General features: G+C 71.4%; 18 protein-coding genes. 5 read left to right on the forward strand and 13 right to left on the reverse strand.

Going from position 1 to position 14,326, the window contains the following annotated elements; all coding sequences use genetic code 11:
• Positions 1 to 90: 90 nt before the first annotated feature.
• From ADK66_RS11615 to ADK66_RS11630, 4 genes are all read right to left on the reverse strand, one after another.
• Complete coding sequence (locus tag ADK66_RS11615; protein ID WP_053654260.1) at positions 91 to 1,050, reverse strand: asparaginase; 960 nt, start codon at positions 1,048 to 1,050, stop codon at positions 91 to 93.
• Positions 1,051 to 1,143: 93 nt separating this feature from the next.
• Positions 1,144 to 1,971, reverse strand: coding sequence for a 3-keto-5-aminohexanoate cleavage protein (locus ADK66_RS11620; RefSeq protein WP_053654262.1), 828 nt, complete (start codon positions 1,969 to 1,971; stop codon positions 1,144 to 1,146).
• Between the two features lie 23 nt (positions 1,972 to 1,994).
• On the reverse strand, positions 1,995 to 3,107 hold the full coding sequence (locus ADK66_RS11625; RefSeq protein WP_053654265.1) for a folate-binding protein YgfZ: 1,113 nt from the start codon (positions 3,105 to 3,107) through the stop codon (positions 1,995 to 1,997).
• Positions 3,104 to 3,508 carry a Fur family transcriptional regulator gene (locus ADK66_RS11630; protein WP_082377401.1) on the reverse strand — a complete coding sequence of 135 codons (405 nt, stop codon included), beginning with the start codon at positions 3,506 to 3,508 and terminating at the stop codon, positions 3,104 to 3,106. The genes ADK66_RS11625 and ADK66_RS11630 overlap by 4 nt, the downstream gene beginning before the upstream one ends.
• 92 nt (positions 3,509 to 3,600) lie before the next feature.
• On the opposite strand from ADK66_RS11630, the gene ADK66_RS11635 reads away from it, so the two are divergent.
• Positions 3,601 to 4,482, forward strand: coding sequence for an aminotransferase class IV (locus ADK66_RS11635; RefSeq protein ID WP_053654269.1), 882 nt, complete (start codon positions 3,601 to 3,603; stop codon positions 4,480 to 4,482).
• 3 nt (positions 4,483 to 4,485) lie between these two features.
• Here ADK66_RS11635 and ADK66_RS11640 read toward each other — a convergent pair whose 3' ends face one another.
• The gene (locus ADK66_RS11640; protein WP_053654271.1) at positions 4,486 to 5,076 is read right to left on the reverse strand and encodes an FABP family protein; all 591 of its coding nucleotides are present in this window, start codon (positions 5,074 to 5,076) and stop codon (positions 4,486 to 4,488) included.
• A gap of 19 nt (positions 5,077 to 5,095) precedes the next feature.
• Positions 5,096 to 5,200 carry a small membrane protein MtfM gene (gene mtfM / locus ADK66_RS32620; protein WP_053655014.1) on the reverse strand — a complete coding sequence of 35 codons (105 nt, stop codon included), beginning with the start codon at positions 5,198 to 5,200 and terminating at the stop codon, positions 5,096 to 5,098.
• Positions 5,201 to 5,212: 12 nt separating this feature from the next.
• Between mtfM and ADK66_RS11650 the strand changes: the two genes are divergently transcribed.
• The 3 genes from ADK66_RS11650 (at position 5,213) to ADK66_RS11660 (ending at position 8,100) form a co-directional block, all read left to right on the forward strand.
• Positions 5,213 to 5,587, forward strand: a complete 375-nt coding sequence (locus ADK66_RS11650) for a DsrE family protein (RefSeq protein WP_053654273.1) — start codon at positions 5,213 to 5,215, stop codon at positions 5,585 to 5,587.
• Positions 5,588 to 5,668: 81 nt separating this feature from the next.
• Complete coding sequence (locus ADK66_RS11655) at positions 5,669 to 6,049, forward strand: SCP2 sterol-binding domain-containing protein (protein WP_053654275.1); 381 nt, start codon at positions 5,669 to 5,671, stop codon at positions 6,047 to 6,049.
• Positions 6,046 to 8,100 (forward strand): glycogen debranching N-terminal domain-containing protein, encoded by a 2,055-nt coding sequence (locus tag ADK66_RS11660; protein WP_053654277.1) that lies wholly within the window; start codon positions 6,046 to 6,048, stop codon positions 8,098 to 8,100. Before ADK66_RS11655 ends, ADK66_RS11660 begins: the two co-directional genes overlap by 4 nt.
• A 15-nt stretch (positions 8,101 to 8,115) precedes the next feature.
• Here the strand turns inward: ADK66_RS11660 and ADK66_RS11665 are convergent, their stop codons facing one another.
• The 7 genes from ADK66_RS11665 to ADK66_RS11690 all read right to left on the reverse strand — a co-directional run bounded on the left by ADK66_RS11665 (position 8,116) and on the right by ADK66_RS11690 (position 13,244).
• Positions 8,116 to 8,991 carry a hypothetical protein gene (locus ADK66_RS11665; protein WP_053654279.1) on the reverse strand — a complete coding sequence of 292 codons (876 nt, stop codon included), beginning with the start codon at positions 8,989 to 8,991 and terminating at the stop codon, positions 8,116 to 8,118.
• A gap of 76 nt (positions 8,992 to 9,067) precedes the next feature.
• Positions 9,068 to 9,568: a winged helix-turn-helix domain-containing protein gene (locus tag ADK66_RS11670; protein ID WP_053654281.1), complete on the reverse strand. Its 501-nt coding sequence runs from the start codon at positions 9,566 to 9,568 to the stop codon at positions 9,068 to 9,070.
• A gap of 135 nt (positions 9,569 to 9,703) precedes the next feature.
• A complete protein-coding gene (locus ADK66_RS11675) occupies positions 9,704 to 10,024 on the reverse strand; it encodes a DUF1416 domain-containing protein (RefSeq protein ID WP_053654284.1) in 321 nt (106 codons plus the stop codon).
• Positions 10,025 to 10,026: 2 nt separating this feature from the next.
• Positions 10,027 to 10,875 (reverse strand): sulfurtransferase, encoded by an 849-nt coding sequence (locus ADK66_RS11680; protein ID WP_053654286.1) that lies wholly within the window; start codon positions 10,873 to 10,875, stop codon positions 10,027 to 10,029.
• Between the two features lie 207 nt (positions 10,876 to 11,082).
• Entirely contained in the window at positions 11,083 to 11,160 is a 78-nt protein-coding gene (locus tag ADK66_RS32690) for an Ms5788A family Cys-rich leader peptide (RefSeq protein WP_312877454.1), read from the reverse strand.
• A 117-nt stretch (positions 11,161 to 11,277) separates the two neighbouring features.
• Positions 11,278 to 12,066 (reverse strand): DUF2993 domain-containing protein, encoded by a 789-nt coding sequence (locus ADK66_RS11685; protein WP_053654288.1) that lies wholly within the window; start codon positions 12,064 to 12,066, stop codon positions 11,278 to 11,280.
• Between the two features lie 122 nt (positions 12,067 to 12,188).
• A complete protein-coding gene (locus tag ADK66_RS11690) occupies positions 12,189 to 13,244 on the reverse strand; it encodes a hypothetical protein (RefSeq protein WP_053654290.1) in 1,056 nt (351 codons plus the stop codon).
• Positions 13,245 to 13,486: 242 nt separating this feature from the next.
• Between ADK66_RS11690 and ADK66_RS11695 the strand changes: the two genes are divergently transcribed.
• Positions 13,487 to 14,206: a response regulator transcription factor gene (locus ADK66_RS11695; protein ID WP_179781168.1), complete on the forward strand. Its 720-nt coding sequence runs from the start codon at positions 13,487 to 13,489 to the stop codon at positions 14,204 to 14,206.
• Positions 14,207 to 14,326 lie beyond the last annotated feature (120 nt).

A 14,326-nucleotide genomic window follows, 5' to 3' on the forward strand; every position in this document is an offset into this window, starting at 1 on the left:
CGGCGGTGCCTACGCTGGCGGTTGCCTACCGCACCGCACACGCAGGCAGGCAGGGGCACATTTCCCCGCCTGGACGGGGCCGCCCTTCGCTCACCAGAGCGCGCGGACCGCGCCGACCGGGACGCCGCCGCCGAAGAGAGGCACCTCGGCGTACTCGGCCAGCACGGGAGCGTCCACGCCGAGCCGGCGCAGCGCCGACACCAGCACCGGCATCCGGGCCCGCTCGGCCCCGTCGTCGATCTTCAGGGCCACCGCGCCGACGCCCGGCAGCCCCACCGCGAACACGCCCTCCGCGCCGACCTTGGCGAGCAGACCTGGTACGCCGCGCATCAACCGGGTGTCGTCGGCCTGGCTGCCGCCGACGATCTCCGGATGGGCACGCATGGCGTCGGCGACGGCGCGCGCCGCCGAGCCGGGCTCGGCATCGACAAGCCTGAGGTACGCGCCAGCCAGGCCGGTCAGCGACACCGCGAGCACCGGGGCACCACAACCGTCCACCCCCACCGCCGCCGCCGGCTCGTCGGTGAACTCCTCGATGGCTGCCCGTAGCCGCTGCTGCAACGGGTGTTCCGGCCGCCAGTAGCCGTCCAGCGGCCACCCGGCGGCCTGGCAGGTCAGCAACATTCCGCTGTGCTTGCCCGAGCAGTTCATCTGGACCCTGGAGGGGCCGCCACCGGAGCGCAGTACCGCCTCCCGGGCCGCCGCACCGGCCGGCAGGTCGGGCGGGCAGTGCAACGCGGATGCGTCCAACCCCGCACTGTCCAGCAGAGCGCCGACACGCTCCAGGTGGAACGCCTCACCCGCGTGGCTGGCCGAGACCAGTGCCAGGTCGGTCGGGTCGGTCAGCGACAGGCCGGCGCGGAGCATTCCGATCGCCTGCATCGGCTTGCTTGCCGAGCGGGGAAAGATGGGTGCTGTCACATCCCCGGCGGCGGCCACCGGCACACCGGCCGCGTCCAGCACCACCACCGAGCCGCGGTGCGCGCCCTCCACGAACCCGGAGCGGACCACCTCGGCGAGCGGCACGCCGCCCTCGTACGTCTTTGCCACGGCTGGACGGTACCGACGGTCCGGGACCGCACGGCGGCGGGGTGACCAGGCTTTCCACCGCCCGGGTGACAAGGGCGTAGGACAGGGTCGGCCTTACAACCCGAGCAGGGTACGGGCTTCGACCGTGGTAAGCGGCGGCCGCTGGGCGAGCTGGGCGAAGCCGACCGCACGGGCGACCAGCTGCATGTTGGATTCCACCGGGCGCCCCTTGGCGTACGTCACTGTGTCCTCCATGCCGACGCGCAGGTGCCCGCCTGTCGACAGCGAGGCCAGCAGGACCGGGATCGTGCTCCGACCGACGCCGGTCGCCGAGAACGTGGTGCCCTCCGGCAGGTCCCGCAACATCCGGTGCGCAGCGACGAGCGTTTCGGTGGTGCCCGGCATGCCGCCCGGCACACCCATCACGAAGTCGACGTGCACGTGCCCACCGGCCGGCAGCCCGTACTTGCCGAGCAGCCGCTGCAACGCCGACAGGTGACCGAGGTCGAAGATCTCGTACTCCGGCACGATCCCCCGCTCCTGCATACGGGTGTGCAGATCGACGATGAACTCCCACCGGTTGAGGAAGACGTCGTCGCCGAAGTTGACGGTGCCCATGGTGCAGGAGGCCATGTCCGGGCGGGCGTCGAGCACTGCGAGCCGGGACGCCTCCGGGTCGGTCACCGCGCCGCCGGACGAAAGCTGCACGATGAGGTCGGTGCTCTCCCGCAACGCCGCAACGGTCTCGGCCAGGCGCACCGGGTCGAGGGTCGGCCGCGCCGCCTCGTCACGGATGTGGACGTGGATCACGGCGGCACCGAGTGCCTCGCACTCCTTGGCGGTGCGCAGCAGCTCGTCGAGCGTCACCGGCAGCGCCGGCACCTCGGCCTTGGCCGACTCCGCGCCGGTCGGGGCCACCGTGATCAACGTTCCTGTCGTCATGCCGGCGATCCTAGACGGCTCGCTCAGGACGGGTCGATCGCTGCCGCGGTCTCGTTGATCATGAGGGCGGCGTCGTCCGGGACGTTCCGCTTCAACACGGCGAGCGCGACCTGACCCAACTCGTGGTGCAGCACGGCGGTGCCCACGAAACCCACAGTCCGGCCGTCGAGGGTCACCGGCGTACCGGCGGTCGGTGGCTGATCGGTGGTCACCCCGTCCAGGTGCAGCAGCACCAGACGACGCGGCGGCCGGCCCATGTTGTGGACGCGGGCCACCGTCTCCTGACCTCGGTAGCAGCCCTTGTCCAGGTGGACCGCCGGGCCGATGAGATCCACCTCGGCCGGGATGGTCCGGTGGTCGGTGTCCACCCCGACCCGGGGCTGCTTGGCGGCCACCCGGATCGCCTCGTACGCCCAGAGGCCGGCCAGTGGTACGCCTGCGCCGCGAAGCTCCGCCACCACCTGCTCCATCGCCGGGCGGGGCACCAGCAGGTCCACCCCGAGCGGCCCCCTCCGAGCCCAGCCGCCAGCCGGCAGCGGTCGGACGTCGTACCGCACGCCGGCCCGGGGTGGGACGGCGCCGGCGACGAACTTCGGGCCGGGCACGGGAAGCAGGTCCGGGGCGGCCAGCCCGGTCACCCCGAGCGTGGCCAGGGCGTCCGGTGCCGCCGGACCGACCAGTGACAGCAGCGCGCGCTCGGCGGTGGCGTCGCGGGGTTCGACCTTGCTGAAGAACCGCATCTTCTCCAGATAGCCGAGCAGGCCCTCGGTCGCTCCGGGGTCGGTGTCCAGCCAGGTGGTCTCGCCGTCCTCGGCGACAAACGCGTGCTGCTCGATGTGGCCGTGCGGGGACAGCACCAGCAGCTCGGTGCCTTCGCCCGCGGCAAGCGTCGTCAGATGCTGCGACGTGACAGTGTGCAGCCAGCTGGCCCGTTCCTCGCCGGGCACCGCGACGACACCCCGGTGCGACCTGTCGACGAGCCCGACCTCGGTGTCCAGGATGCGCTGCTCACGCAGCGGGTCGCCGTAGTGGGCGGCGACCCCTCGTACCCCGGCCGCGACGTGCGCCGGATCCGGCTGGTCGCGGGTGGCCTCGTCGATGCTCTCGACGGCCACCGCGCCCGCGATGTCGATCATTTCTGGTCCCCGTTCTGGCAGCGTGCGCAGACGCCGAAGAGTGACACGTGCCCGATGTCCACCTGGAAACCCCGCTGCGTGGCCAACTGGTCGGCAAGCGGCCGGAGCATCTCGGGTTCGATCTCGTCGATAGCGCCGCACTCCCGGCAGACCAGGTGGACGTGTTGGTGCTCACCGGCCGCGTGGTAGGTGGGCGAACCGTGCGACAGGTGGGTGTGCGTCACCAGGCAGAGCCGCTCCAGCAGCTCCAGCGTGCGATAGATGGTGGTGATGTTGACTCCGGCGGCGACCTCGCGGACCGCGGTGTGCACCTGCTCCGGCGTGGCATGGCCCAGATCGAGCACCGCCTGGAGGACGAGCTGCCGCTGGGCTGTCAGCCGCAGGCCGCGGGCTCGGAGCATTTCCGCGAGCGAGGATTCGGACACCGTCCGATCATAGTTCGGCAATCGCGACCCCTCCTGCCCGCGACCGACCGCCGCTAGGCTCGACGGTCATGGTGACGTCACCCACCGGCACGACCCCGACCACAGCGAGCGCCCGCCTCGCCGTACTCGGGCGGGGTCTCATCCCTGCCGACGAGCCCGTCCTGAGGGGCGACGACCTGGGCGTTCTGCGCGGCGACGGGCTCTTCGAGTCCATGCATCTGCGCCAGGGCCGGCCGTGGCTGCGCGACGAGCACCTGGCCCGGCTCGCCACCGCGGCGGCCGCCGTCGACCTGGACCTGCCCCCCACCGACGCGCTCATCGACCTGCTCGACACTGTGCGCGCGGGCTGGCCGGCAGAGGTGGAGGGCGCGCTACGGCTTGTGTGCACCAGAGGCTCGGAGGCGGGCGGCCCACCGACCGTCTACGCCACGCTTACCGAGGTGGCGGCGGCGTCCCAGGCGACCCGGCGCACCGGGATCACAGTGGCCTTCCTGCCGCTGGGGATCCCCGCCGACGCGCGGACCGGCCTGGACTGGCTGCCGGCAGGCATCAAGTCCACGTCGTACGCGGTGAACACCGCCGCCCGTCGCTGGGCGAAGCTGGCCGGCGTGGACGACGTGCTCTGGCTCTCCTCCGACGGGTACGCCCTGGAGGGGCCCACCGCCAACGTGGTGTGGCTCACCGGAGACACGCTCTGCACCGTGCCGGCCGCCACCACAGGCATCCTGCCCGGCACGACAGTGGCGTGGCTGCTCGCCCACGCCGGCGAGCTGGGCCTGGACGCCGCCGAACGGATGGTCACGCCGGAGGAGCTGCACGCCGCCGACGGGGTGTGGTTCAGCTCCTCGGTGCGCGGGCTCACCGAGGTCCGGGTGCTGGACGGGGTGCGTCGGGACCACTGCCCTCGCACCCCGGCCCTGCACGCCCTGCTGGGCTTTCCCGTCGACTGAGCGTCAGCCGCCGACCCGGATGAGCCGGGCGGACAGGTGCGGGCTGAGCGGGTGCCCCATGGCCGCCATCTCCTGGGCGTAGAGCAGCGCGCCCTCGACGATGCCGAAGAGGCGGCGCCCTCCGGTGACCTCCTTGGCGGTCGGCGACCGGACGACCGCGTCGGTGGCGAACTCGACCTGGGTGCCGGTGCGCTTGCCGAGATGCAGCTCCATCACACCGGTGGGGGTCGTGATCAGCGCCTCCAGCTCGTCGGTGGCCCGACCGTCCACCATCACCGGCCGCCACCAGCCGACCTCACGACCCGCCGGGCGCACCGGCCTGCTCTGCTCGTCGAGAAGCCAGGCACGGGATTCGTAGTGCAGGAACGGCCGGCCGTCGTGGCTGATCCGGATTTCCTGTGCGTAGTCGAAGTCCTCGATGGTGGGGAAGCCACCCTTGCCCCGGCCACGCCAGAGCCCGACGTAGGGCAGCAGGCCGTCCAGCGCCGGGTGCAGCTTGGGCCCGACCCGAAGGTCGTAGCTCTCCTCGTACGGGTACTCCTCGACCGGCGGCGCGTTCAGCCACGGTGGTTGCAGGGGGTTCTCGTCGCTCAACCCGGCTCACTCCTCGCGCTCACCAGCGTCCTCTCGAAATGCGTACGGCAAGGTACAGCAGGCCACCGGCGAGCCCGCCCAGGCCGGCGACCAGCAGGCTGACGAACCCGATCTCGGTAACCATCCAGCCCATCCTATGCTGGGCGTCATGGCCCGCTCTCTCGTCGTCAAGGCCACCGCAGGGGCGGACGCCCCGGAACGGTGCGCGCAGGCGTTCACTGTCGCCGCCACGGCGGTCGCGGCCGGGGTGGACGTCTCGCTCTGGCTCACCGGGGAGTCGACCTGGTTCGTGCTGCCCGGCCGCGCCCAGGAATTCGAGCTGCCGCACTCCGCGCCGCTGGCCGAGCTGCTGCACGTCATCCTCACCAGTGGCCGGGTGACCGCCTGCACCCAGTGCGCGGCCCGCCGGGGAATCGGCCCGGACGACGTCCTGCCCGGCGTCCGGATCGCCGGTGCTGCGGCGTTCGTCGAAGAGGCGATGGCAGAGGGCGCACAGGCGCTCGTCTACTGACCGCCCGCGCGCCGCCACGGGACAGGCCGACGGAGTACGGATACCGGCCCGGCGACCCCACCGGCTGCCTACGATTCGGAGGTGACCGAGGCGACGGAGAGGTTCTTCGAATCACTGCCGGCTCGTGGCCCCACGATCCTGCGTGGCCTTGTCGAAGGAACCCTTCAGATCGATCTCGAGGACGGCCAGCAGTCGGAGCACTGGCTGGTACGGATGCAACCGGGTGCGGTGCGGAGCGCCCGCGAACGGGGGCCCGCCGACGCCATCTGGTACTGCCGTGCGGCCCTGTTCGACAAGCTGATCACAGGCGAGGCCCAGGGGATCGCCGCCGTGCTGCGCAACGAGAGCACGTTCAGCGGCAACGTGGTGCTCTTCCTGGCCTTCCGTCGCTTCTTCCCGAACCCGCCCGGCACCCGCGACCCCCGTGAGGTGGCCCGAAGGGCAGCCGGGCGGCTGGCGTGAAGGATCTCGTCAGCATCCTCGATGGCAACACCTTCCTGGTCAGCGACCGGGCGGGCGACATCGAGCCGTCGTACGACTTCCCGACCGGCTTGTTCTCCTTCGACACACGCTTCCTGTCCAGCTGGGTTCTGAAGATTAACGGCGAGCGGCTGCACACCCTCTCGATGGACGACCGCGAGTCGTACCGGACGAAGTTCTTCCTCGCCCCCGGCGAGCCCACCCACTACCTGGACGCCAAGGCGTCGGTGATCCGCAGCCGGTCGATCGGCGGCAGCTTCGAGGAGGAGCTGACCGTGCTGAACCACTCCGGCAAGCAGGTCGAGTTCACAGTCCGGCTGGAGATCGGCAGCGACTTCGCCGACCTGTTCGAGATCAAGCACGCCCGGCAGAAGCAGGGCCGCACAACGGTTTCGGTTACCGACAACGAGCTGCGGTTCACCTATCGACGGGAGGCGTTCCACCGGGAGACGGTGGTCGCCTCCAGCATGCCCGCGCAGGTCGACGCCTCCGGAATGACCTTCGACATCCGTGTCGATGCCAAGGGCGAGTGGACCACCAGGCTGTGCGTATCGACAGTCGTCTACGGGGCGCGGGGAGAGGACATCCGGGCCACCCTGCCGTTCGGCGGCGGCCGCAGCGCGGACGTCATCCGCGTCGAGCAGCAGGAACTGATCGACAGGGCGCCGAAGCTCGGCTGCGACTGCGAGCCGCTGGCCGGGGCGTACCGGTGCAGCCTCAACGACCTGGCCGCCCTGCGCTACGAGTCGATCACCCTGGGCGTACGGCTGATCGCCGCCGGGCTGCCCTGGTTCATGACGCTGTTCGGCAGAGACAGCATCTTCACCTCGTTGCAGGTGGTGCCGTTCCTACCGGAGCTGATCCCGCCGACCATCCTGATGCTGGCCGGCCTTCAGGGACACCGGGTGGACGACTTCCGGGACGAGGAACCCGGCAAGATCCTGCACGAGCTGCGCTACGGCGAAACCGCAGGCTTCGAGGAGCAGCCGCACTCGCCGTACTACGGGTCGGCCGACTCGACGCCGCTGTTCATCATCCTCATCGACGAGTACGAGCGCTGGACCGGCGACTCCGCGCTGATCCGTCGGCTGGAACCGCAGGTCCGCGCGGCACTGGAGTGGATCGACACCTACGGCGATCTGCTGGGCACCGGTTATCTCTGGTACCAGACCCGCAACCCGAGCAGCGGCCTGCAGAACCAGTGCTGGAAGGACTCCTGGGACGCCATCTCGTACGCCGACGGCCAACTGCCCGGCTTTCCCCGGGCTACCTGCGAGTTGCAGGGCTACGCGTACGACGCGAAGATCCGGGCCGCCCGGTTGGCCCGGACGTTCTGGAACGATCCCGAGTTCGCCGACCGGTTGGAGCGGGAGGCCGCCGATCTCAAGCAGCGGTTCAACCACGACTTCTGGATCGCCGAGCGGGGCTACTACGCGCTCGCGCTGGACGCCGACGGCCGCCAGGTGGACGCGTTGACGTCGAACATCGGGCACCTGTTGTGGAGCGGCATCGTCGACGAGAGCCGGGCCGGCAAGGTGGTCGGGCATCTGCTGGGGCCGCGCCTCTTCTCCGGCTGGGGCGTGCGGACCCTCGCCGAGGACCAGGGCCGGTACAACCCGATCGGCTACCACGTGGGCACCGTCTGGCCGTTCGACAACTCGATCATCGCCTGGGGCCTGTGGCGGTACGGATACCGCGCGGAGGCCGGCTTGATCTGCGACGCGATGCTGGCGGCGTCCCGCCATTTCGGAGGTCGGCTTCCGGAGGCGTTCGCCGGCTACGCCCGCGACCTCACCGACTATCCGGTGGAGTATCCGACCGCGTGCAGCCCGCAGGCGTGGTCGACGGGCACCCCGCTGCTGTTGCTGCGGGTGATGCTGGGGCTGGAGCCGCAGGGTGAGCACCTGATCATCGACCCGGCGGTGCCACCGGGCATGGGCCGCATCGAGCTGCTGGACATTCCCGGCCGCTGGGGCCGGGTGGACGCCCTGGGTCGCAGCCGCGATTCGCAGGGCGGAGCGACCGACAGCTGACCGGAGCGGGTCGCGTCAGTCCGGGCAGCCGACGGTGGCCGCCAGTCGTACGGCGCCGTCGTCCGGGCCGGCCTCGGCCAGCACTGTGACGTCGCCGGCGCGGTACGCGTACACCGGAGGTTTGTCCAGCAGTGGAGCGTCGCCGACCAACTGCGCGAGTGCGCCGGCCGGCGGAACCGGGCCGGGCTCGGCGGACCGGGCGGTACGGGCCAGCGCGCCACCGGGACAGGGCGCGGTGACCACCTCCGGTGCGGCGGGGTTCGGCTGGCCGAGAGCCTTCAGCGCGGCCGTCAGCACCAGGCTCAGCCCGGCGACCTCCGGGCCTGCGGCGGCGGACGTCGGGGTGTAGCCGGAGCCCACCGGCCGGCAGCCGGTCTCGACCGTCAACCGGACCCGGCCGTCCCCGGTCGGCCGGCCCTCGACGGAGACGAACTCGCCGGCGTCGGCGCGCAGCTCCGGGCCGTCCAGTCCGGGGCCGACCCAGGCCCGCCAGGTGGCGGGCAGTCGGTCGGCGATGCCGGTCAGCACGGCCCGTTCGGTGCCGGCGGGCGCGAGCACGCCGACCTCGCGTCGCAGGGCGGCACCGTCGGAGATCGGGGTGACCCGGCAGCCCGAACGGACCCGGGCCGGACCGACTTCCAGCAGCCCCGCCGGGCCGGCGGCACGGGCCAACTCGCCGGCCGCACTGTCGACGATCGGGCCAGCCTGATCGAGGGTGCGCTGCTCGCGCACTGTCGGCGGGTCGTCCCGAGCCGACGTCCAGGCGAGCCCGGCCAGCAGGACGCCCCACAGCACGGACGCGACAAGCAGCCAACGCCGCCAGCGCCGGGCGGGTGCCGGCGCGACAGGACCGTTCGACGACGGCCAACCCGTCTGCACAGCACCGCTCACCCGGTCATGGTGTCACGGGCGGTCAGCCGGCTCAGAGGCAGCGGTCGGTCGGCAGCACGGTACGGCGGTACCCGTCTCAACCGGACCGGGGCGGCGGGTCGATCCGGTAGCCGACCCCCCGCACGGTGTGCACCCGCGGGCCGTCCGGAAGGTCGCGCAGCTTGTGGCGGAGCCGCTTGACCGCGGAGTGCAGGATCGAGGAATCCCCCAGGTACGCGCCGTTCCAGACGGCGGCGAAGAGCTGTTCGTAGCTCCACACCACCAACGGCGGGCCGATGAGCCGGGCGAGCAACTCGCGTTCGATGCGGGTGAGTGGAATCGGCCCGCCGCGCCAGGTGACCACGTGCCCGGCCCGATCGACGACCAGCTCACCCCAGCGGACCGGCCCCTGCTGCGCCACCGGCGGGACGACGGCCGGTGCCGGGCCCGCCGTTGCTGGGAACAGCATCGCCCGCAGCTGGGACAGGTCGGCACAGCTCAGCACTGGGCCGACCCCGTCCAGCTGGCGCAGGACCCGCTCACGCACCGACACGTCCGCACTGACGCAGACGACGATCGGGACGTCCGCACCGGACACGTCGCCTCCAGCCCACACCCACCGTGACTTCACCCATAGATAGTGACGTACACCGATGTATTTCGGGGGGCGACACCAACGACCGGGCCGGTCACCCTCGAAGGAGTGACCGGCCCGGTCGATCAGAGCAGTGGGTCAGGCGACGGTGACGGTGACCTCGTTGAGGCCCCGGGCGGCGGTGACGGCGGCATCGCCGTTGCCGTGCCGGGACAGTGCCCGCAGCGTCCAGGAACCCGGCGCGGCGAAGAACCGGAACTGCCCGGCTGCCGAGGTGACCACCTCGGCGGTGAACTCACCGGTCGAGTCCAGCAGCCGAACGTACGCGCCCGGCACGACCTCGTCCGCCGCGGAGCGGACGATGCCCGTGATGACGGTTTCCTTCTCCAGGTCCAGGCTGGCCGGCAGCGGCGCGGCCTGGTCCGGGGCGGCGCAACCCGCAGCCGTGGGAGCGGTCATCGTCAGGCCTCCCCGGGCTCGTCGCCGAGCGCCACCGGCACACCGACCAGCGAGCCGTACTCGGTCCAGGATCCGTCGTAGTTCTTGACGTTGCGGTGACCGAGCAGTTCCTGGAGCACGAACCAGCTGTGCGAGGAGCGCTCGCCGATCCGGCAGTAGGCGATCGTCTCCTTGCCGTCGTCCAGACCGGCGTCGGCGTAGATCTTGCGCAGCTCGTCGTCGGACTTGAACGTGCCGTCCTCGTTCGCCGCCTTGGACCACGGGACGCTGATCGCGGTCGGGATGTGACCGGCCCGCTGCGCCTGCTCCTGCGGCAGGTGGGCGGGGGCGAGCAGCCGGCCGGCGAACTCGTCGGGGCTGCGCACGTCGACAAGGTTCTTGGTGCCGATGGCGTCGACGACCTCGTCACGGAAGGCGCGGATGGAGGTGTCCGGCTCCTGCGCGACGTACTGCGTCTTCGGCCGCTGAACCGCGTCGGTGACCAGCGGGCGGGCGTCCAGCTCCCACTTCTTGCGGCCGCCGTCGAGCAGCTTCACGTCGCCGTGGCCGTACAGCTTGAAGTACCAGTAGGCGTACGCCGCGAACCAGTTGTTGTTGCCGCCGTAGAGGATGACGGTGTCGTCGTTGCTGATGCCCCGCTCGGAGAGCAGCGCCTCGAACTGGGTCTTGTTGACGAAGTCCCGGCGGACCTGGTCCTGAAGGTCGGTCCGCCAATCGATCTTGACGGCGCCGGCGATGTGGCCGGTGTCGTAGGCCGAGGTGTCTTCGTCGACCTCGACGAAGACGACGCCCGGGGCGTCGAGGTTCTTCTCGGCCCACTCGGCCGAAACGAGTGCGGTGTCGCGACTCATCGAATCACTCCCTGGTGAATGGATGGTGAGTCAGCGCGCGAATGTCGATGGATGCAGTTTGTCGCACCGCGCGCGGGACCCAGCGGAAGGACGGGATCACGGGTTCGTGCGACGGCGCCGCTGCCGGGCGTTCGGTGGGATCACCGGAGGGGTCGAGGACCCTGCAAGCCGGTGGCCGCCATCAGGCGGCCGAAAACAGCCCCGCCGTCAGATGACGGGGCGACACAGGCAGGTGGCCACGCGGCACAGGTCGACCGCGCGCCGTTTGGTGAGGTGAATCCCCATGGTCACGGAGCCTACCAGTGAGTGACGGAGCTGCCACAGAGCCGACCAGCATCCGGGAATCGCCCCGGCTGTCGAACCATTGGCGTGTCCCACCGCCGGAGAAAACTGACGTGCCACTCAGCCTGCGGAGTTGATCGGCACGTCCTTCGCGTCGGCGGTGACGGCCAGACCTTCGGGCAACGGCCGGACCTCCCGGACCGCGAGCTGGAACGGCAGATCCGGCAACGGCACGTCGACGGAGATGCCCTTGGCGTAGTTGTTCAGGACGGCGCGGGCCAGCGGCAGGTTCGGCAGACCCTCGGCGTCCAGGTTGCTGAAGCGCAGCGCGACAGCGCCGTTCTCGGCGACGGTGACGTCGGCGGTGCCGCTGACCGTGAAGTTCTGGCCGAGCACGTCGACAGGCGCGGTGACCGCGAGCTTGCCGCCCTGCTCGCCGAGGGTGAGCCCGGGCCGGTTCAGCAGTGCGGCGAGGCTGTCGTAGCTGATCGTGCCGGTGCCGTTGACGGTGTCCGCCACGACGTCGCCCTGCCCGGTACGCAGGGTGTCCAGCGATGCCCGCACGTTGCGGGCGTCCACGTCGAGCACCGGCAGCCGTACGGCGTCACCTTCGACCGATGCCTGCACGTCCCGCAGCTGGATGGAGATCCGCTCGTAGCGACCGTCGAGCACCTGGGTGAGGAACGGCGTCCCGGCGACCTCCACCTTGGGAGCGGCGGCCTGCGCGCCCTGCTTGCTGACCTCCTGGCTGACCCGGTCGGCGATGAGGCGCTCGGCCACACCGACAGCCACCCGGTCGGCGACCACCAGCAGGCCCCCCACCACCAGGAGCAGCACGACCAGGCCGATGAGCAGCTTGCGACCGCGCCGTCGGGGCCGGGCATCGCCGGCCGGATACTCCTGGGCCACGCCGCCTCCTGTCTCCACCCGCCGCGGCGCGGCGGGGCGTGCGTACCGGTGCCGCAGCGCGGCGCCTCCGTAGGTACCCGACCGGCGCCGCGCTCAACCGTGACTCACGGCCCGACGGTGGATCAAAGAAAGAGCATGCACATCGCGTACGCCGCCGGCGCCGCCAGGGCGAAGCCACCGAGCGGCCCCTGCATGTGCCGGGCCACCCACATTGTGGGCAGTTCGCCGGCCATCATTCGACCCGCCTCCGCGTACCCCACGGCGAGGTCGGAGAGCACGGCGGTGACCGCCGCGACCAGGCCGAGCACCGCGGCCCTCGTCGGCGTGAAAGGTGCCACCAGGTAGCTCCCGAGCACCGCGCTGACAAGCGTGCCGACCATCGCGCCAGCCACCACGCCAGCGGCACCCCGGGGCACCTGCGGGGCCAGCCGGGGCCACGGCAACACCGCGTCGGTGAGCCGGGCGACTGTCAGCGCGACCCCGCTGGCGGTCAGGCAGACCATGATGGCCTGGGTGCCGGCCGGGATGCGGCTGAGCACGATCAGGGTGCCGAACGCCACCACGCCGACCACGATGAGCAGCGTGGCGCCGAGTGAATCGGTGACCCGGGCACGGTCGACCCGACGGACCAGTTGACCGAGCACGGCGGCGAGGAAACCGCCGACGGCCAGGTAACCCAGTGGTGCCAGCCCGGCGACGTCGGTCTGCACGGCGGCGACGTCGACGCCTGCGGCGACCACCGCGCTGACCCCGGCGACCAGCAGCACCGCCGGTGGGCGCATCGCCATCGTCCAGGCGAGGATGAAGAGCAACTGGACGCCGAAGACGACGAAGGCGAACGGCAGCCGGTTGCCCGGCCCGGAGGTCTGCGCACCGAGCACCAGACCGAGACCGAGCAGCGCGGCGAAGCCGGCGATGGTCAGCGCCAGCGGGCGGCGCACCTCGACCGGGGGTACGACCTCCTCCTCCGGCTCGTCGACCTCGTCCTCGGAGCGGCGGGCGGGCTCACCGGCGCGGCGAGCCCGGCGCGGCCCACCGCGCTCACGGCGTTCGCCGTCGGTGCCGGCCGGGCCGGTGCGCGGCGCCGGCGGTTGGCCACGGGTCGGGGCGGCCGGACCCGAGCGGGGGCCGTCGGGCCACGATTCGCGATCGGCGTCGGACGAGGTGGAGGGAAACACGCCCCGATCGTGCCAGACCGACCGCCCGACACGGTGGTCCCGGGTTTCAGCAACGTTAAAAAGTGCGCCACGATCAGGGGCAAGCTAGACAAACAGGAAAGGGCCTGATGGTGCGGGCGAGGCGATCGGTTAGTCTCGGACGCGTTACCCGCCCGTCAGCGACGCCGGGACCACGCAATTTCTCAGCGCACTCCTCGATGAGTGTGTCTGGTCGCGCGCGGCGATGCGCCGCCGGGACGGAGGTGATCGTGGAGATCCTGCTGCTGGTGACCGCGCGAGCGGGGGAGCCGTCGGCTGTGCTGCCGGCACTCGACCTGCTGCCGCACTCGGTTCGCACCGCGCCGCGAGACGTCCGCACACTTGTCGCCGGGCCCAGCCCGGACGCGGTGCTTGTGGACGCCCGTTCGGAGCTGAGCGAGGCCCGGGCGACCTGCCGGATGCTGCACGCCACCGGGCTCGGTGTGCCGCTCGTCGCGGTGGTGACCGAGGCCGGCCTGATCGCGCTGAACGCCGACTGGGGCGTCGACGACGTCATCCTCGCCTCGGCCGGCCCCGCCGAGGTGGAGGCGCGGCTGCGCCTGGCGGTCGGGCGTCTGAGCAACGCGACCGCCGGTGCCGGCGGCTCGATCCGCGCCGGTGAGCTGACGATCGACCCGGACACGTACGCGGCGAAGCTCAAGGGCCGCCCGCTCGACCTCACCTACAAGGAGTTCGAGCTGCTGAAGTTCCTGGCCCAGCACCCGGGCCGGGTGTTCACCCGCGACCAGCTGCTGCGCGAGGTGTGGGGTTACGACTACTTCGGCGGCACCCGGACGGTGGACGTGCACGTCCGGCGGCTGCGCGCGAAGCTCGGCTCGGAGTACGAGTCGATGATCGGCACGGTCCGTCAGGTGGGTTACAAGTTCGTCGTGCCGCCGTCGCGGTCCCTGCCCGAGGCGGAGCACGCGCCACTGCCCGTCTGACCCTGACCCGGGATCGCCGAGGACGCGATCCCACCTCCGGACGATTTCCCATATGCCCCTTTTGCGCAGCTCGCCGGCTCTATTCTGACTGCCGGGTTTGTCGGAAAAGGGGGGCGACGG

The organism is Micromonospora sp. NRRL B-16802 (assembly GCF_001279555.1).
Taxonomy (GTDB): Bacteria; Actinomycetota; Actinomycetes; order Mycobacteriales; family Micromonosporaceae; genus Micromonospora; species Micromonospora profundi.